Source organism: Streptomyces sp. NPDC004111 (assembly GCF_042874215.1).
Taxonomy (GTDB): domain Bacteria; phylum Actinomycetota; class Actinomycetes; order Streptomycetales; family Streptomycetaceae; genus Streptomyces.
Genome location: NZ_JBIAMU010000010.1, coordinates 286,619 through 311,100, shown reverse-complemented (window position 1 = coordinate 311,100; position 24,482 = coordinate 286,619). Strand labels below are relative to the sequence as shown.

Here is a 24,482-nt window from a genome sequence, read left to right as displayed (position 1 = left end):
GTGTCCCTGGAGTTCCCTCCCGAATGTGCCTGGCTGTTCGCCGCGCTGACCGGTGAAGTACCGCCGAACGGCGACGAGGACAAGCTGTTCGCGCTCGCCGAGGTCCACAAGGACCTGCACGGCAAGCTGAACAACGACATGAAGCAGCAGATCGCCGCGGCTCTCGGCTACACCAGCGAGACCTTCGACGGCGACGCCGCCGAGATGTACCAGGCCGCGATGAAGAGCTTCATCGGCGAGGAGGGGCTCAACTACTTCGAAGCGGTCGCCAACCAGGCGCAGTTGCTGGCGACGTACACCCGCAAGGCCGCCACCCAGCTCCAGTACACCAAGTACATGATCATCGCCCAGCTGGTGGAGCTGCTGGTGGAGGCGATCGTCGCGGCGGCGCTGGCGTTCTTCTTCGGGGCGTCGATCCAGGCGTACCTGGCGAAGTGCGCGATCGTCCGGTTCCTGATCCGCTCGTGGCTCGGGCGGGCGCTGATGACGCTGCTGATGCACCAGCTCATCAACGTGGGCATGGGCGTCGCGATGGACCTGCTGGTGCAGTGGTCGCAGCTCAACCAGGGCACCCGCGACGAGTACGAGGGCGACCTGACCAAGGCCGCCGCGCTGTCCGGCATGATCCAGGGGCTGCTGGCGGGACCGTTCCAGTTCCTGGGCAACAAGCTGGGCAAGAAGCTCTCCGACCTGTTCGGCAACGGCGGCGGCAAGAACATCGGCAAGCAGCTCGACGAGATGTTCCCGCCGCCGCCCGTGCACGGCCCCAAGGGCCCGACCGGAATCGGCCCCAAGCCGCCGAAGACCTTCGGCGACGACTTCGCCAAGAACTTCAAGGACAACATCCCCAAGACCACCGGCCCGAACGGCAAGGCGGCCGGGGACAAGTTCGTCCGCGACGTCGGCGACACCTTCACCAAGCACCTGGGCGGCGACAAGGCGGGCGACGTCGGCCGCAACTGGGCGCGGACGCTGCTGGAGAACACCGGCAAGAAGGACCTCCCGAAGCTGCTGGGCGACACCCTCAAGCCGCTCGGCAACAAGGAGCTCACCAAGCTGCTCAGCCAGGGCGCCGCCGACCAGCTCGGCCGGAGCGCCGTACGGGCGATGGCCCAGGCGGGCGTGCACGGCACCACCAAGGGCGTGTTCGAGGGTGCGCACGCGGCGGTCTCCGAGGGCTTCTACAACCTGCTGTTCAGCGACGAACACACCTTCAAGACCTCGGCGTTGACCTTCGGTTCCGGCATGGTCGAGGGCCGTCTGGGCCACATCATGGAGGCCGGCGGTGAGAAGCTCGGCGGCAACCTGCGCAACGAGGCGCTGGCGGCCGGGCTGAAGCTCCCAGGTGCGGGACTGGACTCGGGCGGGCCTTCGGGCGCGGGATCCGGGGCCGGTGTCGGCAACAGCGGTACGGGCGCGGGGTCCGGGCTCGGCGGCAACGGCACCGGTGCGGGCACGTCCTCGGTTCCGAACACGGTCGGCAACGGCGGCGGAAGCGGCTCCGACACGTCGTCGCTGTACTCCGACGACGGCGCCTCCCTCTACTCCAACGACTCGTCCTCGGACGACTCCACCTCGAACGACTCGTCCTCCAACGACTCCTCCTCGTACCTCTCCTCGGACGACGACGACAACTCCTCCGAGCACTCGGCGTCGGACTCCGGCGAGTCCCGGACGCTGTACGACGACGAGGGGTTCGAGCTGCTCGACCTCTCCGGGCCCTCGCGCGACGAGGACGGCAACGTCGTCCTCGACACCTCGGACGACGACGAGCCGAGCACCCAGCAGCCCATCGCCGGAGCGGTGCCGACCACGAGCCAGGGGACCACCGGTCCCGCCTCGACGTCCGCGAACGCACCCGCCTCGACGCCGACCACGAGCACCTCGTCCCCGGCGACGAACACGGCCGCGACGAACACGGCGGGTTCCGCGAACGCCAACACGTCCAACTCGTCCAGTCCGTCCAACTCCTCGACCTCCTCCAACTCCTCGAACCAGTCCACGTCGCAGAACGCGGCCCAGAACTCGGCGAAGTCCACCGACACCGGCGCTCCCGCGACCGTCCCGAACACCACCTCCACGGTCTCCACGACGTCCTCGGACACCTCGGGCTCCACGGCCTCGACGACGTCCACCACCTCGGCCAACTCCACCGGCCTGGAGTCCACCGGCCAGGACTCCCCCGCCCCGCTCCAGACCGTCTCCACCGACAACAGCACCCAGCAGACGCAGAGCGGCGACTCGCCGCAGACCCTCTCCCTGAACCAGCAGGACCAGACCGGAGCCACCCCCGCCGAACTGCGGCTCGCCCCGTCCGAGCAGCACGACGAGTCCGACGCCTCGGGCAACTCGCTGGCTCCCGCGTGGACCAGCAGCAAGGCACCGGCGTCCGTCACCCAGCCGCACACCGTCATCGACATGAACCTCGACACGGACGATACGGAGGACGACGGCGCCCCCGGGCCGAGCAACTCCGCACCGCCGCACGTCGTGGTCGACATCGGCCTCGACGGGGACGACGACGGCACGGACCACACCCGCACCACCGCGGAGAACACCACCTCGGAGAACACCACCACGCAGAACACCACCTCGGTGTTCCTCGCACCCCAGCCGACCGCCGCCCGGCTCTCCACCGAGGTCCAGACGTTCGGTACCCAGAACAGCCAGGGCCTCAGCGGCGTCCACCTCGCCCCGATCGACGAGCGGGTGGCCACCGCCCTCCAGCAGCAGACGCTGACCGAGCTGGAGCGGATCACCGGGCGGCTCACCGACGCACAGCGCGCCGGGGCGCGCGAGCGGCTGACCACACTGCTCTCCCCGCAGGCACTCCAGGACAACCGGCTGATGCTGCTCAGCAGGGACGGTCACCGGATCACCCTGGACATCGGGGGCCGGCCGTACTCCCTCGACGTACAGCTCCAGTTGGAGCGGCCGAGGCCGGCCACGCAGTTCGGCTCGGGCGACCGCAAGCCGCCGCACAACAACGAGCAGCGGCAGGCCGCCGCCTTCGACAGCACGTCGACGTCCGCCACCTCCACGGTGCGCACGGTCTCGCTCGCCCCGTTCTCGAACACCTTCGGGCTGATCAAGGGTTTCCTGACCGGTGTCTCCCCCTCGCTGAGCTTCAACGTCTCGCGTCAGCAGACGAGTCTGACGACCACCGTGAGCAGCACCGTCACCTCCACCAGCCTGCTGCGCAGCACGGAGCCGGCCAGCCCCTTCGACTACACGGCCCTCGGCCGGGTGCGGACGGCGGCCAACACGCCGTTCGCGGCACTGCCGCCGGACCGCGCGGGCACCACCGAACTCGGCACGGTCACCGCCTGGTTCCCCGAGCACCTCGCGACGCCCGACTACGGCACGAAGGACTCCGCCGGAGCGGAGCGCCCGAACCACTTCGACCACACGGACCCCGACGGGTTCAACTCCCGGCTGGACCGGTCTCCGCTGTGGGTCATGGACTCCATGGCCGACCCCGGCAGTCTGCTGCGCGAGGTGCGCACCCGGTTCGGCGACCGGCTCGACCTGCTGGCGCCCGAGTCGCTGCTCACCGTGGAGAAGTTCTTCGGACCCGAGCACCTGCTCGGCGCGCTGCCCCTCCAGCGGACGACGGACAACCCCGGCGGCAGCACGGGCACCTGGTCGCCGGTGCTGCTGGACAAGGGCGGCAACGCGCTCGGCCTGTTCCAGGTCACCGCGCAGGTGAGCCCGCGCGAGGGGCGGGACATCGAGGTCGGCCCGAAGTACAGCCTGGAACGCTTCCTGGACCGGCAGCTGAAGGCCGACTCGCTGGCGAAGGTGTCGCAGTCGTACGGCTTCGAGGCGGGGGTCGGCGGCACGTTCAACAAGAAGCCCGCCGAGGCGGACAAGTCGTTCCGGGACTTCCACGTGGGCGGATCCGTAGTGCCCAAGGGCGGCTACACCGGCCAGAAGGACCAGGCGCTGGGCGCGGGTGCCGCGCACAACGTGACCCACAACATCCGCACCAACAACGGTCATGTGCTGACCCCGGCGACCGTGACGTACCACGTGGAGTTCCTCGCTGCGGACGGCACCCCGGACCGGCGCCCGGACCAGCGGCAGCCCTGGTCGGCGCCCGCCACACCGATCCGGATCAGGACCCTCACCCCGGCGACGGCGGAGGGCAGCGGGCCCGCCGCGGCGGGGCAGAAGCTGGCGCCCACCGAGGTGACCCGGCTGGACGCCATCGGGCTCACCACCACTCCGCTGCGGGTGCACGGCGATGCCGTCACGACGGTGTTCGACAGTGCGCGCGGCTGGCTCCAGGACAGGGGCTACCTGCCGGTCGAGGGGCAGCGGGGCGGACTGCGCACGGACGACCGCCTGGTCAAGGCCCGGCTGGAGAACCTGCGCAAACTCTCCCTGCTGGGCTCCCAGCCCGGCCTGCTGGGAACCATGGACGAGCTGGTCGACGGCGGGCTCACCCTGCACTTCACCAAGCCGCTGACGGGGGGCGGCGTCGACCGCGTCCGGTTCCGCTTCACCCTGGACCGGGACACCACGAACGACAGCGCCCCCGTCCACCGCACCACGCTGAGCGACGTCCAGCTGCCCAGCAACAGCAACCTGTCCGTGCCCGGCACCAGCCAGCTGTCGTCGGGCTCCACCACGACCTGGCAGCTCGGCGGCGAACTGACCGGTCTGGCGCGCGGCAACTTCCGGGGCAGCCTGAGCGCGGACTACAAGGGCACCCGGCAGACCACCGAGACCTCCACCGTCGGGGCGTCGGTGTCGCACACCCAGGTGATCACGTCGGCCAACCAGAAGACGGAGGTCTTCCGGATCCCGGCCGTGTTCTCGGTGGAGATCACCGACGGGAACGGCCCGACGGCCACCGGTGCCTTCACCTCGGCCGGGCAGCCCGTGTTCGTCGACCTGGCCGTGCCGGAGGGGCGCACCCACACGTCGTCGGACACCCCGCGGCCCTCGGACGCGTACGGGGACGCGGTGCTCCAGCCGTCGGGCACCCCGCTGCCGCAGAGCGATGTGACGTTCCTGCTGCCGGACAGTTCGCTCGTCGAGGTCGTCCGGGGCAGCGGAAAGCTGTACGAGGCCGTCGACTCCGTCTTGGCCGGCCTCACCGAGCCGGACGCGGACCGGGACACCGTACGACCGGACCCGCAGCAGAGCGAAGGGCAGCACGAGAACGGGCAGCACGACAACGCGCAGCAGGACGACGGCGACGGGCAGCGGGCCGGACGGACGCAGCCCTCCACCACCGCCCCCGCCACGACGAGCTGGTGGGGCGCCGCGGTGGGCGCCGCGAAGTCCGTCCTCGGCTCCGTACTGCACGCGGGCACCGAGGTCCACCGGACGTTCTCCGGCGGCGACCGCTCCGACCAGACGCAGCTGCTGCACGAGGCGCTGCACGCCCAGCTGGCCCCCGCCGCGCTGATGTCGCGGGCGCACCAGATGGTGAAGGGCGTCTTCGTCATCGACGACCTCTTCGTGCCCGGCGCGACCGCGGGCACGGACCTGGTCGTCGAGGTGCGGGCCGTCCTCACCAACCCGCGGGACCTGGGCACGGTCGTGCAGGCGGGCGAGACGGACCTCGGCACCACCGACACCGCCTCCCACCAGGTCACCAGGTCCACCGCCCACGAGGGCGGCCCCGGAGTCACCCTGAAGTACGGCCAGAGCCTCGCGGAGGCCGAGGCCGCGGCGGCGACGCCCACGGGCACCGCCCCGCCCACCGGCACCGCGGCGAAGCCCACCACGGGCGGCGCGGGCCTCAAGGGCGTCTACGGGCAGGGCACCAGCAGCTCCGCGACCACCACCGCGTCCACCAACACGACCCGGGTGCCGTCCGAGAGCGGCCTCCAGCACCGGATCAGCGCGGACATCACGTACGAGGTGACGGTCCACCGGGGTCACCGGCGCGTCTCGCCGCTCAACGAGGGCGCGACGTCGGTGACCCGAACGGTGCACGTGCCGGGCGGCATCAACTTCCTCGCCACGGCCGATCAGCTGCGGCGCGGCGGCACGATGCTGGAGCACCTCGCCGGCCAGGACACCGACACCTCGCGCCCGCACGACGTCAGGCTGCCGTACCGCTTCGTGCGGCACGGTGCGCTCGGTCTCGCGGCGGTGGTGGAGGCGACACCGGTGGCACAACCGCTCCCGGTCCCGGTGGACCCGGACGGGGTCACGCAGCCGTCCCCCACGCAGAACACCGACCAGCAGAACACCGACCCGCAGAACGAGAACTCCCAGAACGGGAACCCGCAGAACGACACCCAGGTCACCGAGAACACCGTCCCGGCTCCGCCCGCCGTCAACACGGACTCCCGCCGCCCCGACCTGCTGCGCCAGCAGCTCACCGATCTCGTCACCCGGCACGCGCCGGGCAGTCTCACTCCCGGCCACCGCGACTACGTCCCCGGGCTGCGCCAGCGCATCGCCGACTACACCTCGCCGGCCGCGCTCGGAGCACTGCCGGGCCGGGGCGCGGACGGTCCGCTGGTCTTCTCCTTCCCGTTCACCGGCGGCGGGAGCACCCGCACCGTCACAGTGCGGGTGCACGGCAGGCCCGCCTGGACCGGGGAACAGCTCGCCCACGTACGGGGCCGCAAGGCCAACGAGGGCGCGGCGGTGGAGAACTACTCCGCGCACGCCCCCGCCAACTTCACCGAGTCCACCAGCCGCACCACCCGCTGGGGCTTCACCCTGCCGGGCAGCATCGTGGTGCCGACGTCCGACCAGACCTCCCGCAAGGCGACCGTCAGCCCCTCGGGCAGCGGCTCCACCGCCCGTACGGACACGGTCAGCACCACCGTCACCGCCGAGGACCGGCTGTGGCAGCGCGTCAAGGGCGGCAACGAGTTCACCCTCGGCTACGTCTTCACCGCCGACCTCCTCGTGGACGGCGACACCACCCGGCACCCGACGTCGGTCGACGGCCGGGTCACCCTGCGCTTCGCCGGGGACCGCGACCAGTCCGTGCCGGAGCCCTCGCAGCACAACCGGCCGCCCACCGACACGGTGCTGCGCGAGGACCCCCGTCCCGCGCACCCCATGACACCGCTCAGGCCGACCGGCAACGAGGTCGTGTACGCGCTCAGCAACCAGCGGCCCCTGCTGGAGGCCGTCCGGCAGGTGGCGCCCGCCCTCGACACCCCCGGCCTCACCTCGGGCAGCACCCACGACGGTGCGGCGGCCCGGCTCACGGAGCTGCTGCACGGCGGGAGCATCGTGCTGGACCCGGTGCGTCTGGCGGCCGGTGCGGGCGGCACGCTCACCGGCACCTCGAAGCACCCCACCGTCACGATGTCCACCCAGGTGTTCAACCCCCGGCTGATCGACAGCACCAAGGGGGTGACCGTCGACCGGGTGCGGATGACGGGCTTCAGCACGACGTCGGGCACCTCGACCGCGCGCGGCGGCGCCTTCACCCTCGGGGTCACCGGGACGCTCTCCGAGAAGGGCGACTACGCGTTCGGCGGGTCGGTGCCCGTCGTGTCGTACCAGTCGACCCCGGGCGGTCAGGGCGGCGGCGTCTCCGCGCTCGCCCGGCACTGGGAGAAGACCGGCACGGACGGCCAGTCCGAGGCCGCCGAGGGGCTGCGCACCCACGAGGTCGAGGTCGACACCGTCACCACGGTGACCGGCCCGAGGGGCGACGTGCGGTACGTGACCGGCACCGCCGTCGTACGGCTGCCGGAGCGCGACCTGCTGGGGCTCGGCGTGCTGCCCGAGGCCGCCCGGGGCAACCAGGTGTGGGACCTGTCGGCACCGGACGTCCGGAACCTGGCGCCCGACCGCGTCGCCGCCCTGCTCGGCACCGAGTCAGGGGCCCTGCCGTCCGTGGCCCCGCAGCTCTGGCTGGACCTGGGGACCCACCCCACCCCGGCCGCGCGCTACGAGGCGCTGCTGCGCGCCCAGGCGGTCGCCGGCGCGAGCGGCCGGCCGGTGGAACTCGCACTGCGCGACGGGGACGGCACCCGCTTCTTCTCCCTCACCCCGGACTCCTCGCCCTTCCCCGACGTGGACGGGGCGAAGCGGCAACTCAACGACGCCCGCTCCCTGTTGAGCGACCTGGAGAACCGGCACGGCCGGCGCGCGCCGGGCCCCGACCCGCGGAACGCGCTCCAGGAGGCCACCGGCCGCCGCGCCGCGCGGGAACAGGACCTCTTCGACGCGCAGCAGGCGCACACCCGGCAGCGCGACCTCGCCGGCACGCTGGAGCGGACCGAGCAGGACGTACGGGACGCCCTCCAGCAGGCCGACGGCATGCTGCGGACCACCCGCGAGCGGCTGGCCGTGGCGACCCCCGACCGGATCGAAGCGCTGCGCCGGCGCGAGACGATGCTCCAGGAGGCGCTGGCCCCGCTGGAGCGGGACGCCGCCGCGTACGACGCCCTGCACGCCGCCGCGCGGGACGAGGCGCGGGCCGTGGACCTGCTCGGCCTGGCACGCCGCGAGGAGGCGGACGCCCGGCACGACCTCGCGTGGCACGAGGCGCAGCAGCGGGTGAACGAGGCCGACGACCTCCTCATCGAGGCCGAGGTGCGCCACCTCGCCCTCCCCGGCGAGATCGCCGAGGCGCACCGTCCCGGCGGCCGTCAGATACCCGGCCTCGTGGTGCCGCCGCCCGCCGACCCGACCGCCCAGTCCCTGGCCTCCCTCACTCCCCGGTGGCCCTCGCCCGGTGCCCCCGGGGACGGGACCGCACCGGCCGCGCCCGGCACGAACGGCTCCCGGCCGCCGGGCGGGCGGACGACGCGTCCGGTCGCCCCGCACGAGGTGGCGGCGTTCCCCGCGACGAAGACCGCCGCCGTGCACACGGAGCGCTTCGACCCGAAGCTGGTGCAGTCGCTGCGCGCCGGGGGGCGGCTCGACGGTTCGATGACGCTGATCCGCAACCATGTGCGCCAGGTGCGGCTGCCGGACGGGCGGACGGTCCGTCAGTTCTATGTGACCCTGCCGTTCCGGCTCACCGACGGGCTGACCGCGCAGGACCTGTCGGCGCTGCACTCTCGGGTGCAGGCGACCCTGGACCGTTACGTCAACGTCGGTTACACGCTGCCCGACTCGGGCGACCAGCTGCACGTCACGGCCGAATTCCTGGAGTCGTCCGCGCACAGCGAGGCGGTGACGCTGTCCCGGTCGCAGAGCATCGTGCCGCGCGCCGACCAGCGCACCTGGGACGTCGGGCACAGCGACGCCGTGCTCACCCACGAGATCCTGCACTACCTGGGTCTCGCGGACGAGTACGCCGAGTCCAGGCCGACGGCCGGCCCCGACGACCGGCACCTGTTCCGCCGCTCGCCCGACGCCTCCGGGGTGCGGCAGCAGGGGCTGATGGTGCGGGTGGACGAGGAGTCGCTGCGCACGCTGCCGCAGGACTACCTCCGTACGATCGAGCAGGTCAGCCGGCACGCGGTGATCCCGCTGCACACCCTGTCCCCGGACACGGCGCCGCTCACCGCGCCCCCGGCCACCGGGCCGGTGCGGCTGGCCTCCTCGGACCCCGACTCGGTGACGCCGCCGACCAGTTCGGCACCGGAAGGCTGGAGCGGGCCGCTCTCGGAGTACGTGCGGCAGTACGGCACCCCGAACTTTCCCGGCGTCGGCATGGAGCACTTCGAGCCGCTGTCGCCGGACACCATGACCGGGCTGCACCGGGACGTGCTGCGGGCGCTCGGCGAGGGGCTGGACGACGCGGACCGGCAGACCGTGCGCGGGACGCTGGAGCGCGAGCTGGGGCCCTCGGCGCTGGACTCGCGGATGCCGTACCTGCTGAGCGGGCACGGCCTGCCGCTCACCGTGCCGCTGGCCTCCGGGCCGCGCACCGTCACCCTGTCGCTCACCCTCTCCGAGCCGCGGACCTCGGACCGGCACGGGGCGTTCACCAAGGAGGACCCCCAGCGGCGCGTCGAGAAGCGGGCCACCAGCGCCCTGGACCACGGTTCCGCCTCCGGTTCGGTGAACCCGCGCACCCTGCCGATCCCGCTGACCGGAAACGTCCTCCTCGGGGTCACCGGCTTCTACACCGGTAGCGCCTTCAGCCCCGCGCTGACGGTGACGCACAACCAGCGGGCGTTCAGCGCCACCACCGCCGAGACCGTTTCCCAGACGCAGGCGATGCGCAACAACACCCCGTCGCATCCGGTGCTGTTCACCGCCGAGTGGCGGGTGGACCAGCAGGACGGGGTGCGGCACGCACCGCTCGTCGTGCAGTTCCCCGACCGGGTGGCGACCACGCCCGACACCCCCGCGCAGCAGACCGCGCCGTCCCCGCACGCCCAGCTGGACGACCTGCCGCTGTGGGCCGTGGACTCGCTGCGCGACCCCGGGTTCGTGAGCCGCGCCGTGCGGAACAACGACGAACTCAGCCGCTTCCTGGACACGCTGTCCGCGCACTCGCGCGCGGAGGTGGCGACCCTGTTCGGCGAGGCCAACCTGCGGGGCGGGCTGCCGCTCCAGCGGCTGCACGAGGCGGCCGGCGAGCGGACCGAAGGCCGCGGCGGCCAGTACAGCCCGCGGCTGTACACCCCCGGCGGCCAGCTCGCCGGAATGCTGCGGCTCACCGCCGACCTGCGGCCGGTCGAGGGCGGCACCATCGGCTCCCTGCCCGGCGACTTCTTCCTGGAGAGCCACCTCACCCGCACCGTGAAGCTGGACACCAGCGTCAAGGTCACCTCCGGGCTCGGCTTCGACCTGCCCGTCAACCTCTCCTTCCTGGTCAACTCCACCCTCTGGGACAAGGCCGTGAGCTGGGCGTACGGGGCAGGTATCGGCTTCGGCGGCAAGGTGGGCGTGAAACACGGCTGGACCCACGGGCACAGCTCGGGCGGTTCCGCCACCGTCAACCACACCCTGCGCACCGTCCGCGCGCACCGGACGGTGCCGTACACGGCCTCGTACACGGTGCACCTCATCGGCCCGGACGGAACGAGCCGGGAGTTCCGGCTGCCGGGGCAGTCGGAACTGCGGCTGCGGACACTGCCGCAGGACGCGGCCACGGATCCCGCCGCCGGAACGCCGCAGCTCCCGGCCGAGCTCGCCCGGCTCAACGGCATCGGGGTGTCGGCCACCCCGCTGCGGGTCGACGGCACGGACCACCTCTTCGACCGGGCCGAACACTGGCTGCGCCAGGAGGGCTTCCTGCCGCCCGCCCAGCAGCCGCCCGCGCACGGTTCGCGCACACCGGCCCAACTCCTGGACAGCGCCCGGCAGTTGCCGTCCCGGTTGCTGAGCCGTACGGACGAGGCGACCCGCGCCGCGCAGCTCGCCAACCTGCGGCTGTTCGAGCAGAAGCGGTCGCAGCTCGGGCTGCGGGCCGCACTCGACGACATGGCGGGCGACGCCCACCGCACCTGGTTCACCCTGCCCGGCGGTCTCACCGGGGGCGAACGGCGGGTGGAGCTGTCCCTGTCGGCGGTACGGCGCGACGGCGCGGCCGTGACCCACCGGCACTCCCTCGCGGACGTCGAGACCATCAACATGGTGGCGCTGTCGCTGCCCGGTTCCGAGCAGCGCTCGGCGGCCACGGCCGCGAACTGGGGCGGCGGCGTGTCCGTGTCGGCCCCCACCCTCTCCCGCACGCCGGGTGTGCCGCCGACCGGCCCCGCGCCGGGCGCCACGATCGCCGGCAACTACCAGTTCACCCGGACGCACAACAACTGGGGCGGCAGCGAGACCAGCGGCAACGGCCTGGGCCACGACCAGCTGGTCCTGACCAGGAACGGCCCGACGGAGGTCTTCGCGGTCCCCGCGGACTTCACGCTGTCGCTGTACGAGGGCACCGGCGAGCTTCCGGTACGGTCCTGGACCTCGGCGGAGCCGGTCGCCCCGCCGGACTCGGTCTCGATCGACATGGAGATGACGCCCCCGGCCGTGCCCGGCAGCGTGCTGCTGGCCGTGCCGTCGGACCGGACCCTCGCGGCGGCCCAGCAGGTCGCGGTGACGGACCCGGTGATCAGGGAGGTGTCCGCGCAGGACACCGAAGCACTGGCCTTCTCGCAGGACACCACCCGGCTTCCGGACGACGCGTTCGTGGATCTGCTGCGGGGCGCGAAGGAACTGCGGCAGGCCGTCACGGACGGCTTCCGGCAGATCCTGGCCGCGCAGAGCCAGGCGGACGACAATGCCCAGGCACAGCAGCAGGGACCGACCACCGCGCCCGCCACCGGCACCTCCGCCCTGAACCGGCTGTCCCGCGCCGTGTTCGGCGGGAAGGTCACCGACCGCGGCACCGCCCTGACCGAGCAGCTGCACACGGCGCTCAACGCCACCCAGCTCACCGCGCGCGCCCACCAGCTCCTCAAGGGCAGCTACGTCATCGAGGGCCTGGTGCTGCCCGGGATGACGGCCGACACCGAGTACTCCGTGGAGATCCAGGCGTACGCGGGTCCGGTCCGACCGCTGACCGGTACGGACGTGCACGCCCAGTACATCGAGACGGGCACCAACACCTCCCACTCGCGCACCTTCCAGCGCACGAGGGGCCAGGCGGACGAGCACAGCGGCGGCGTCACCCTGACGGTGCCCAGCGTCCCGCGCATCCAGCCCTCGGGCGGCTACGCGTACGCCGCGCGCCAGGACCGCACCACCGGTCTGACGACGAGCAGCACCGTCACCCGGACGCCCGCCGAGTCGATGCAGCTGCACCGGCTGGAGTCGGACGTCACCTACGTGGTGACCATCCGCAGCGGTCGCCGCAACCTCTTCCTGAACGCGGCACCCCACGCGGTGCAGAACCTGACCGGGCTCGCTCCCACCGAGTTCCAGGTGGCGGTCCACGTGCCCGCGGGCCTCCAGTACCTCGCCACCGTCGACCAGCTGCGGCGCAACCACGAGTTCTTCCCGAACGGCGTCGCAGGGCTCACCATCCCGACCCCGCTGCCGCCGACGCCCCTGCCCTTCCCCCCGTCACTGCGGGACGGACGGGGATTCGGGGTGGGTGCCGTGCTGAACGCCGTACCCCTCAGCGAGCGCACCGAGGGGGACCACCAACCCGACGACGACGCACGGCTGCGGACGCCCGACCGGAGCGTGCGCGACCGGTTCGGCTCTCTGATCACCACGCTGGTGGAGCGGGCCGCACCCGGTCTGCTGACGCCCGGCGACTCCTTCAGCCCCGGCGCGCGCGAGCGCATCCACGGGCTGACCTCCACGGCCGGAATGCGGGCGCTGCCCTCGCGGGGGCAGGACGACCCGATCCGGCACCGGTTCGTCCACGTGCGCAACGGCACGGTCAAGCTGGTGGAGGTGTCGGTCCACGCGACCCCCTTCACCGACCTGAGCCGGCTCCAGGGCAAGGAGGCCACCGCGAACTCGGGGCAGGAGAACGTCTTCGCCCATTCCCCCGGGAACACCCAGGTCACCGAGACCAACTCCGTGCAGCACAGCCTCAACGCCACCATCGGCACCAGCTACGAGCGCCAGATGGTCGGCCCCCACACGGACGTGACGACCCCCAGGGGGACCCGCAGTTCGACACGCGCGGTGACCACGGGATCGGGCACCTCCAGCGACCAGCGGTTCTGGCTGCGCACGGACAACGCGGCGGAGTACGCGGCCGAGTACGACTACCACGTGGAGGTCCGCACCCACACCCTGCCCTTCTCGCCCGGCGAGCTGACCGCCCGGCTGACCCAGTCGCTGCTGAACCTCTCCGGGCTCGACACCCTGACCCGCTGGGCGGGACGGCTCGACCCCGACATCGAGCGGGGCTCGGTACCGGTACGGGTGGATCTGCGGCTGACCGGCACCGATGTGCACAACGCCGAGTCGCATCTGCGGCAGGCCCAGGGGCCCACGCGCGAGCGGCCGGCCGGGCTGAACCCGGGGCTCGTCCTGTCCGGGCCCGTGATGGTGCACCGCTTCACCGGACTCGAACAGCTGCGCACGGCGCTGTCCGAGGTGGCACCGGACCTGGTGACGCGCGGCGCGCTGCCGGACACCGACACCTCCCTGGTCCGGGACGAGGGCAACACCGGGACGACCGCCAACGACGGTACGGAGGCGGGCGACCGGGCCGCGGTACAGTTCACCGAACTCGCCCACGCCACCGCCCTCGGGGCGACCGGCTCCACACAGCTCGGCGATGTCGCTCTCGCCGCGCTCTTCGGCGGCACCCTGTCGACCCACTCGGCAACGGCCGGGCCCGTGACCGTCACGGTCGGGCTGCACAGCCCCACGCTGCTCTCGCCGACCGGCGCGCTGGCGATGGACCGGGTACTGATCCAGGCCACGTCGGGCACCTCGTCGGTGACCCGGTCCAGCGCGACCGCCCTGACCCTCCAGACCAAGTACGACCTGAACGAGAAGAAGACCGCGTCGTTCGGCCCGAACGTCCCGCTCCTCCAGACCCAGACCCAGCAGCCGGGTTCCGCCGACACGCACACGGCGACCACCCGCGACTGGAAGCGGCAGGGCGTGACCTCGCAGCCGCAGGGCGAGCGCCGCTGGCAGACGCATCTGGCACGGGTCCAGACCCTGATCACGGTGACGGGCCCGTCCGGCGAGGTGCGCCACGTGCAGGGCGAGGCGCTCGTACGGGTGCAGGAGCGCGACCTGCTCGGCCTCGGCGCCCTGCCGTTCCGGGTCACCGAGCACGTCTTCGACGTGGCGACACTGCTCAACGAGCCCCGGCCGGAAGGCCAGGCGCGGAACGCCACACTCACCGAGGAGCAGCTGACGCAGCTCCTGGCGACCCGCGTCGCGACGGAGGAACCGACCGCGCCGGGTGCGGAGCTGTGGCTCGACATCCGCGAGGGAACGCCCGGCCGGGACGGCACCGACGACGAGGCGGCGGCACGGCACCGGGCGAGCCTGTGGGCCGCCGGGGTGGCCAACGCACTCGTTCGTCCCGTGGAACTGAACCTGCTGACCGCCGACGGCATCGTACGGCTCGACTTCCACCCGGTGCCCGAATCCACGGACACCACTACGACGGAGCAGGAGGAATCGGAGAGCGAGTCCGGTCACGAGTCCGTGGACGAGTCTGTTCATGAGTCCGCGGACGAGTCCGATGACGAGTCCGATCTCGATGCTGATGAGTCGGACCTCTTCGATGACTCCGACGACTCGGATGACTCAGACGACTCGAATGACTCGGACACCTCCTACGACAGCGAAGACTCCGACGACTCCGACGACTCGGACACCTCCCACAGCAGCGACGACTCCGACAACAGCGACACCGAGAATCGCGCGCTGGACGCACTGCGCGCCATCCAGGAGAGTGACGAACAGAACGTCCTGCGGCAGTTCCAGGCGTCGCAACAGTCCGACCACGAGTCCACCCGCGAGTCCGAACCAGAATCCCAACCCGAATCCGACAACAGCGACACCGAGAACCGGGCGCTGGACGCACTGCGTGCCGAACGAGAGGCACTGGAACAGCGCGTTCTGCAAGCTCTCCAGGAGTCGCGGCGCGCCGACGAAACCGCGGCCCTGATCCAGCGGGAGATGGACCGCCGCACGGCCGAGGAGGAAGACCAGGACGATCTTTCTCCGTCCACCCCGGTGACGGCGACCTCTTCGACCACCTCGAACTCGTCCACCACCTCCCTCCTCTCCGATTCCATGCGTGCCAGGAACGAAGTGGTGCGGCAACGTGTCGTCGGCGACACCACGGGCGAGGTGGCCGAGCAGCGGATCGACGCCTGGACCCGTTACGAGCGCGCGAACAGCGAACTCGCGGCGGCGGAACAGCGGCTGGCCGCGCTCTTCGACTCGAACGTGGGCGAGAGTTCGCGCGGGCCCTCCCCCACGGTGCTCGCGATGCGCCAGCGCGCGCAGGACGAGGTCGCGGAAGCCACGCAGGAGCGGGACAGCGCCTACAACGGTCTCCTCGAACTCAACATGCATCCGCCCGCGATCAGCCAACTCATCCAGCACGATCTGAACCGGCTCGCCACAGAGACCGGCGGGCTCTTCGGCGGCTCCTCGACCCACACCCCGTTCACCACGAACGAAGCCGCCGAGGCGAATGCGACCACGGATGCGGACGCGACCCTGTCCGAGGACGCGGAGACGACGGCGTCCCTCGCCTCGACCGCCTCGACCGCCTCGACGCGCCCGAACCAGCCGTGGCTGCCTCCCACCCCCGGCACCTCCTCGTCGTCGGTCACCACGGAACAACACGCCACGAGGGCACACGTCAACCAGGCTTTTCTCGATCTCCTGAGCACCAGGGGCACGACCTCCCCCCTGAGTGCGTCCGACGGGACGTTGACCGGCACGCAGTACCTCAACTGGGTGGAGCAGAGCCTGAACGACTCACGCGAGATCTCCTACGTCGTCAACGCGATGGTCAGTGCGAAGGAGTTGGGGGATCATCCGGAAAAGCTCCAAGCCTTCCTGAATTCCATCCAGCACGGGCTGAACGGCTTCGGCGAGCGCGTCGCCGTCGTCGTAGGGGTCAACGCCATGCACGTGATTGCGAACGACAAGAAGGTGACCACAGGCGAAGTCGCGCAGAAGAATACTGCCCTCGCTCAGATCCACTCGGCCATCGAACGGGCCGCCGCGATGTCGCACTCTCCGTTTCCCCTGGCTCTGGTTCCCACCCCCATCTCCAGCAAGAAGACGGATTTCCTGTACGGCAAGGCCCGCAACGCCGTACTGGAAAGCCCGGCCAACCGACAGACGATCCTCACGATGATGGACGGTCGGGAGCAGTCCACCCACCCGTACGTCGCGTTCATGGACTTCGACGAGTACCCGCACCTCACGCCCGAAGGCAAGCACAGCTTCAACCACTTCGAGCACCGGCTCAGTGACGATCCGGTGGCGGTGCACGAAGACAGCTCCACGGAAGACAGCAACGCGGAGCAGAACGAAATCCTCACCCCGTCTCATTTCCGCCCCTTGCTGATGTCCGGCGGGTACCGGCTCCCAGCGAAGAACGACCCGGTCGCGCTCTCTCGCACGCATGAAATGACGGTACGTAACTTCGAGAAGTCCTTGGCAGCCAAGTGGGCGGCAGATCCGACGGCAAAAATGGCAGAACTCGGAGAAGAGCTGGAAAAGCCCGCCTCAAGGCGTGTGGCACGAGACGTCACCACGCTCGTCAAAATGCTCGGAGACCACACCGGCAAAGATTTCTCGGATCTGCCGAAGCCGAAGGATTGGACCGAAGAAGACGACGCGGCAGTCAAGGGTGCGCTGGCCGGCATCAAGTCAGCGCGAGCCAAAACGATGACAGTCCAGAGCGGCGAAATGGCCGACCTGCTGGGCATACCGCCGGCCGAGCGAACGGCGAGCGACGAAGCGCTGATCAACGTTCTGCTGAAGCGTCCCAGGGAAGGGGAACGGTCACCGGAAGAGCAGAGCCACCTCACCGCTCTCGTCAACACGCATCTCGACAGCATCGCGAGAAACGCGATCGACCAGGACATCCGGATCCGCACGAGGCAGGCGAGGATCAACCCCCTGACGCCCTACTCGCCGGAACCGAACCTCTTCGTGGACGCGGCCGCCACGCTCCTGCGCTCGGACGTGCTCAACCCGGTCAGGTTCGCCGAGGGCGGCTCGGAGTTCCGTGGCCTCTCCGAGTCGCTGAACATGCTCGTCGCCTGGGAACTGTCGGAGAACCTGCCGTACCGGCAGCCGGACCCGTCGAACTCCGAGGAACAGCGCACGAGCGATCAGCCGGAAGATCCGGCGATCCAGGAACAGCGCCGCATCGAAGAACTGAAGAGGGCGGCCGTGCTGCGTGAGGAATTCCTGGCGCAGCAGACGCTCCGTCAGGTCCATGCCTCCAACAACCGGCTTCCGCTGCGCGGCATGGCCTATCTCGTGGAGCCCGTGGACGCCTCGACCGAGACCGACCTGTCCAGGCTCGTGGCCGGTCTGATGGAAACCGGTCAGCTTCCGCAGCGCCACGACCCCGTGCAGAGCATCTTCGGCCAGGTCTTCCACCCCGGCACCCTCCGCGAGCCGAACCCTTCCGCCCCGGTGTCCCGGGAGACGCAGACCTCTGCGGAGAAGCCCCCGGTGGAACGAAAGTCCCTGAGCGTCGAGCCCTTCGTCGAAAGCCGGTTGAACCACAGGAATCAGCACGACGCGCTGTGGCCCGTGCGCCGCACCGATGGGCACGCCACCCCCTCGGACGCCCACGACGGTCACCTCGGAAAGGGCCATACGGTCAACAAGTCGATGGCGGCGAAGGTCCCGGCCGCCATCCCGGCCGGGATCTCCCCCAACGACGTCGTCACCATCTTCGCGGGGATGGATCCCGGTCAGATCACACGTCTCACCGAGTCGCTGGCACAGACGCCCAACGAGCTGTACCTGCTGCGCAATCTGGACGCGTTCGCCCGCGAGTACCTGACCAGTTTCCAGGAGGGTCACACACCGCTGAACGAGTCCGGAGGGCTGAACAACCCGCCCGGTTCCCTCTTCGCCGCACTCGACGCCCTCACCCCCGACCCCACTCCCGCACCGGGGACGACCAGCACGCGAACAGCCCTGTACACCATGCTCAACAACCTCTACACCGCGACGACCACGCCCGCCGAAGAACTGGGCCACAGGTCCACCGACCGGGCACACGTGACCGCGCTGACCAACGGGGCTCTGGAAACCGGGATGCAGGTCGACGACTTCTTCATCAGGCTGGTCACCGGCAGGCTCCACCCGTTCGACGCCACGACGGAGACCGCGCACGGCACGGAGACTCCGGGCGACGGTGCGGTGACCTTCGCCGACTACCGGAACCCGGACTCGGGCAGGACGTTCGCCCTGGACGCCGCCGCCCTGTACCTCCTGAAGCAGTACGCCGCCGCGCTGGGCATGGACATCCACGTCACGGGCCCCGACGGCACCGTCCACGAGGTGCTCACCGGCACCGGTCCCACCTCGCGGCATCTCGTACTGACCTGGGACTTCCGGACCGAGGAATCCCCGGACAGGGACGTCTGGGGCAACCCGATCGCACAGGAGCCGTCGCGCTCGCTGGGCGGATGGCGGGCCGAGATCCGGTCCGGCGCGCTTCCCCAGGCCGGGAACCCGGACGACGGCCGCCCGGCCGGAAACGCCACCGGCAACCCTCCGCAGCAAAGTTCCCTCGACATCACCAACATCCTGCTGGGCAACCCGCGGAGCAGCACGGCGAACAGCGGCTCCTCGCCCAGCCCGGAAGGGGCGACCACCCGATGACGCCGACCCCGCCCCTGCCGTCCGCTGCCGCCCTCTCCGCAGCGACGTGGGAGGAACTCACCGAGTGGGCAGCCCTGGCCGCGCAGGAGCAGCAACTCCGGCAGGCCGAACTGGACGCCGCCAGAGAGGCCTGGGAGCGGGCCTGCCGGGCGGTGGAACAGCACGAGGAGCGGATGGCGCGACAGCGCGCGGACGCGTCCGCCCCGGTGCCCGAGCCCGACACCGAACCGGCCCCCGGGCCCGCTGCCGAACCCGTCCGGTCCGCTCCCTCCGCGCTCTCCGAACTGGCTCTCGGCATCCTCACCGGCCCAGGCCCCGCCCGCCCCACCCGTACCACCAGCCCCGGGGACACCGCATGAGTCCACGGAAGCTATGTTCAACATCACATTCGGGCACGGCCGTTGATGGAGGAGCAGTGCAGCACAGCAGTCGCAGCCGCCGGGGGCACACCACATGAGCAAGGTGCCCTCACGGCTTCCCCGTTGGCTCGGGCGCCGCACCACCTCCGCGGCGCCGAGCGCGACTGTGCCTGGTCCGGGGGCGGGTGCCGCGGCCCCGTACACCGTTCTGGAGGAGGACGACGGCAGATATCTGCTCCGTTCGTCGGCCGACCGCCGCACATCGGTCGGCGAGTTGGCCCGTGCGCTGCCCGTCGAGCCGGACAGGCCGGTGGTGGTCGTCGACGTGGCCGCCGAAGCGGCCGGGAACCTCGGCGAGGAACTGGGCGGTCTGCTCGCCCGGCTCAGCGGCGGTACGCACACGGGTGCGCGGCTGGTGATGTCCGGCGCCGCGGCGTCGACGTCGGGCCGGCTCCCGCTGGCGCAACGCCTCGCCGACGCCTGGGAGCTGGAACTCGACGCTCCGGACTCGGCGGCCGTCCTCGTACCGGGCGGCGGGCTGTACGTCACCGAGCCGGCCTCTCGCTCCGGCGGCTGGTGGCGGTTCTCCCCCGGCTGTGCGCCCGAGGCGCTGGGCGCACGCATACCCGCGCCGAGCTGGCAGCGGGCGCTGGCCCGGGTGCCGCTCGGCGAGCTGGGCGGCGGCTGCACGGTGCAGCAGATCCCGGCGGGACTGCTGCTGCGTCCCACGGAGACGGCCGCACCCCGCCCCGGGGACCCCGCGTTCACCCTCGCCGTACACCCTGAACGGCTGACCGTGCTGGTGAGTTCCGGGAACACACCTCGGGATGCCCTCGCCGAGGACCTGGCGACCCTGCTCGCCGGACTGCCCGCCGAACTGCGCAGGTCGGTGCGGCTCGCACCGGGCGACGGCCGCGATCAGCTGCCGGTCGCGGAGACCGTGGCCGACCTGCTCGGCACGGAGGTCGAGCTCTGCACGGGTCTGCCGCTCGCCACCCCCGGCACAGGGGCGGAAGGCGGCGGAGCGCCTGCGCGTACCGAGTCCGTACGACTGCACTCGCCCGAGGGCGAGTTCACCTGGCCGGCTCTGCTGACCGCCGTACTCTGCTCCCCAGCCGGGGAGGACGGGCACCGTCCCGCCGCGCGGCCGGTGCACTGGCAGCTTCCGGAGGGCCTGGGCGGCCCCGCACTCGAACCGGGCGCACTGCGGCTGACGGACGACGCGTACGTGGTCGCGGTACGGGCGGGCCTGTGGGTCGGCGCCTCCCCGGTACCGCCCGACGACGTCCGCGACCGCCCCGCCGATGCCCGTGCCGCCCGGATCGAGGTGGAGGACACGGGAGCGAACGACAGGGCACGCGGCCGTCTGCTGAAGTCGCTCGCCGCGCTGCTGCCCGAACTGGACGAGGAGATAAGGGAACACGCGGAGATCGCCGCACCCGCGCGGGCAAGCGCGGAGACGGTGGGCGCGCTGCGCCGCTTCGCCGTACGCAACGGACTGAGGTACGCCACGGGAGCGCGCACAACATCGCGTACGGCATCCGGAAACGCACCGGCCGAACCGACAGCGACGGACGGCCAGACAGCTGCGGGCGGCGAGACGGCGGCGGTCCGGCCGGACGTGCTCAGTGTCTCCGGGGCCCCCGTCCGGCCGGGAGCGCTCGCCTCGGTCTCCGCTGCCGGGGCGTCCCGGCCGGCCGTCGCCTCCCGGCACGAGACGGCCACGGCTGTCGCCGGACCGGAGACCAACTCGCAGGTGACCGCTTCCGCGACATCCACGAGGCACACTTCGGCGGCATCCCCGGAACGAACCACCCGGGGCACCGCCACGACCCCGCCACCACCGGCCGGGGCAGGGGGCGAAGCTGCGGCTGGGACTGAGGCTGGGGCTGGAGATGGAGCTGGGTCCGCGTCGGAGGGCGCATCGGAGGCTGCGCCCGCGCCCGCTCCGACAGGCGTCACCGAGCCGTCCGGCCCGCCTTCCACACCGTCCACGGAACCGACCACGGCTCCAGTTGGGACCACGACCGAGGCTGCGGCTGCCCCTGCGGCCGAGACCACGACCGAGGCTGCGGCTGCGGTCGGAACCACGACCGATCCTGCGGCTGCGGCTGAACCCACCTCTGAGGCTGCCACTGCGGTCTCGACCGCTCTCACGGCCCCGCCCGTCGCCCCCGTTCGCCTTACCTCCGCGCGTCCCGCCACCAGCAGCGGCTCCCCCGCTCCGAAGACACCGCAAGCGCCGGATGCGCCGGAAGCACCGGAAGCACCGGAAGCACCGGAAGCACCGGAAGCACCGGAAGCACCGGCAACGGCGGAAGCACCGAAAGCGGCGGAAGAACCCGAAGCACCTCAAGCACCCGAGGCCACCCCTCCGTCCTCGGCCGTACGCTCCGGGACCCGCGCCCCGGAGAGCCCCTCCGCGACTCCCGCCCCGCCCGTCGTCCGGACCGCCGCACCCCGCCGGGCCGGAGCCGCCGCCGGTCCTTCCGGCAGCGGTTTCAGCGGCAGTGACGACCGGGCCGCGTTCCGGGAGCTGGCGGCGGCCGTCTGGGAGGAGCACACCGGGCCGGTGAACCAGGCACTCATCCGGCTGCCCGCCCTGCGCGGTCCCGGTGAGAGCGCCGCGCGTACCGACCTGATCGCCGTACACCTCTATCTGTCGTCCCCGCCGGACGGACGGTTCGGCTCACTCGCGCTCGCCGCAGAGGCGGGGGCCGGGGCCGGTGGCGGCGAACTCGGCCCGTACGCCGCCTGCCTGGCCTCCGGGCTGCGTCGGCTGCCCGCGCTGCGCGGCACGCTGATGCGGGCCGTGCCGGGGCCGGAGATCGCGGACGATGTCGTACCGGGGGCGTTTCTGTACTGCGACGCGCCGCTGGACGTCGTGCACCTGGAGTCGAAGGGCGCGCCGCTGCCGCCGGAGGAGCATGTGCGGTACGTCGTCAGGCCGTTGACGGCGCGCCGCACCTCGGCACTCCAGGCGTCCGCATCGGCGACCGACGGCGATCGTGCGACGGCGCTGTTCGGTGCCGGGACCGAGTTCTCCGTACTGGCCAGGCACGAAGCGGCGGAAGGTCTGCCCGCGCGCGTACTGCTGGCCGAAGTGCCCGCCGGGGCGGCTCAGTTCCGGGTGCCGTCGGACGAGGCGGTCGCCCGGTTGGACGCGGCGGCCCTCAGGTCCGACGGGACCGACGCCCGCTGGCCCGCCCGGTGCACGGGGGCGTTCCCCACCGCGCACCTTTCCTGAACCCACCTGAACCTTCCCTACTGCTTTTCCCCCTCCCCCACCTGTCCCCTCAGAGAGGCATGTCATGGCTAGCAGCGAGTCGGCTCCCGCCGGAGCGACGTCCGGCACCTCAGGCTCACCCGTTCCCCGCGCGGCGGAACTCGCGGTGCTCGCCGAGGAACCGACTTCGGGCCTCTTCCCCGAGAAGGCCCAGCCCGAAAAGACCGAGGCAGAGCCCGAGCCGAAGAAGGCAGAGCCCAAGAAGACGGCGAAGGCAGCCAAGGCGGCGAAGGCAGCCGCTGTCCCGACCGCTTCGACGGCGGCGAGCACCGGGTCGCAGACCACGGCAGCTGAAGGCAAGAAGAAGCAGGAGGAGGAAGCGGCGGCCCCCGAGTCCGAGGCGGCAGCCAAGGAGACGGCGAAGGCGAAGGCGACAGCCACCGCCTCGTCCACGTCCACGTCCTCGTCCTCGGCTCCGGCGAAGGCGCAGAAGGAACAGACGCCACAGAAGCCGCAGCAGGCGCAGGAGAAGGCCCGGGAGACGTCCACCGCCGTCGCAGGAGAGACGCCCGGGAAGTCCAAGTCGCCCGCGCAGAAGTCCGGTTCCACCACCGCTGCCGCCGCCACTGGGACGGCAGTGGCAGGTACGACGGCCACGGTGGCCACCGCCTCGGCGAGCACCACCGGCACGAAGACTGCCACGGCCACCAAGGCGGCCACCGGCAGCACCGCCCGCCGTTCCTCCGGCCTCGCCCTCGGCCGCCCCGGCAAGCCGATGATCGCCGCGGCCGTGGCCGGTGGGCTGCTGCTGGTCGGGGTGCCGTTCCTGATCTCCGGGCTGTCCGGGTCGGACGACGAGATCGGCCCGGCAGCCGCTCAGGGCCCCGCGGGCAGCCGGATGGGCCCGGACGGTTCGGGCCCCGGCATCGTGCCCGGTCAGCAGAACGCCCCGGGCGAGAACCTTCCGGGCGCCGGCGCCGGTGGCGCCAAGGCGGGCGGCTCCCTCGCGGAGCGCAGCACCGGCGCGACGGGCGGCCTGCACGAGGGCGGCACCACCGGCGACAAGGGCGCGGTCACCAAGGCCGGGGCCGGTGTCGGCACCGGCACCGTCCCCGCGGAGGCCGGCACCAAGCCCGTACCCGGTGACAAGACCCCGCCCACGGCCCCCGGCACCACGACCGGCGGGAACACCGCCGACAAGCCCGCCGAGGGTACGAGCGGCAGCACCTCCGGCGGCACCCAGAAGCAGCAGCCGGCCACCGTGGCCACGTACAACCACCTCATAGGCCCCGGCTGTGACACCGCCGGGTTCGCCACCTCCGACCAGTGGCGGGACAGCAACAAGGGCTGGCGCGGCAGCAAGGGCAGCCAGACGGGTTACGGGTGCAGCGGTTTCTACTACAGCGTCCCGCTCTCCAACAGCACGTCGACTTCCAACGGCTTCGCCCAGTGGAAGTTCTACACGGGGGAGGTGACGAAGGGCAGTTGCCAGGTCTCGGTCTACATCCCGAAGGTGAGCGACATCAGTTACGTGGGCGGCAGCCCCGCGTACTACACCGTCCACCGCGCCTTCGTGCCCAAGTCGAGCACGGTGATCGGCAGCTTCGAGATCAACCAGACCGCGCACCTGGGTGAGTGGGTCAACGCCGGGACGTTCCCGGCGACGGGCAAGGTATCCGTCGTCATGGACAACCGCGGCAAGACCTCGGGGAACCGGCACGCGGCGGCGGCCCCGATCAAGGTGAGCTGCACGGCGTAGG

The 24,482-nt window shown here is 71.7% G+C and carries 4 protein-coding genes; all 4 read left to right on the top strand.

The window, feature by feature from the left end:
• The 4 genes from ACFYVL_RS21480 (at nt 1) to ACFYVL_RS21465 (ending at nt 24,481) form a co-directional block, all read left to right on the top strand.
• On the top strand, nt 1-19,137 hold the full coding sequence (locus tag ACFYVL_RS21480; protein ID WP_389247064.1) for a hypothetical protein: 19,137 nt from the start codon (nt 1-3) through the stop codon (nt 19,135-19,137).
• The gene (locus ACFYVL_RS21475) at nt 19,134-19,496 is read left to right on the top strand and encodes a hypothetical protein (protein WP_389247062.1); all 363 of its coding nucleotides are present in this window, start codon (nt 19,134-19,136) and stop codon (nt 19,494-19,496) included. The genes ACFYVL_RS21480 and ACFYVL_RS21475 overlap by 4 nt, the downstream gene beginning before the upstream one ends.
• A 94-nt stretch (nt 19,497-19,590) precedes the next feature.
• Complete coding sequence (locus ACFYVL_RS21470; protein ID WP_389247060.1) at nt 19,591-22,743, top strand: hypothetical protein; 3,153 nt, start codon at nt 19,591-19,593, stop codon at nt 22,741-22,743.
• A 64-nt stretch (nt 22,744-22,807) separates the two neighbouring features.
• Nucleotides 22,808-24,481, top strand: a complete 1,674-nt coding sequence (locus ACFYVL_RS21465) for a hypothetical protein (protein WP_389247059.1) — start codon at nt 22,808-22,810, stop codon at nt 24,479-24,481.
• Nucleotide 24,482 lies beyond the last annotated feature (1 nt).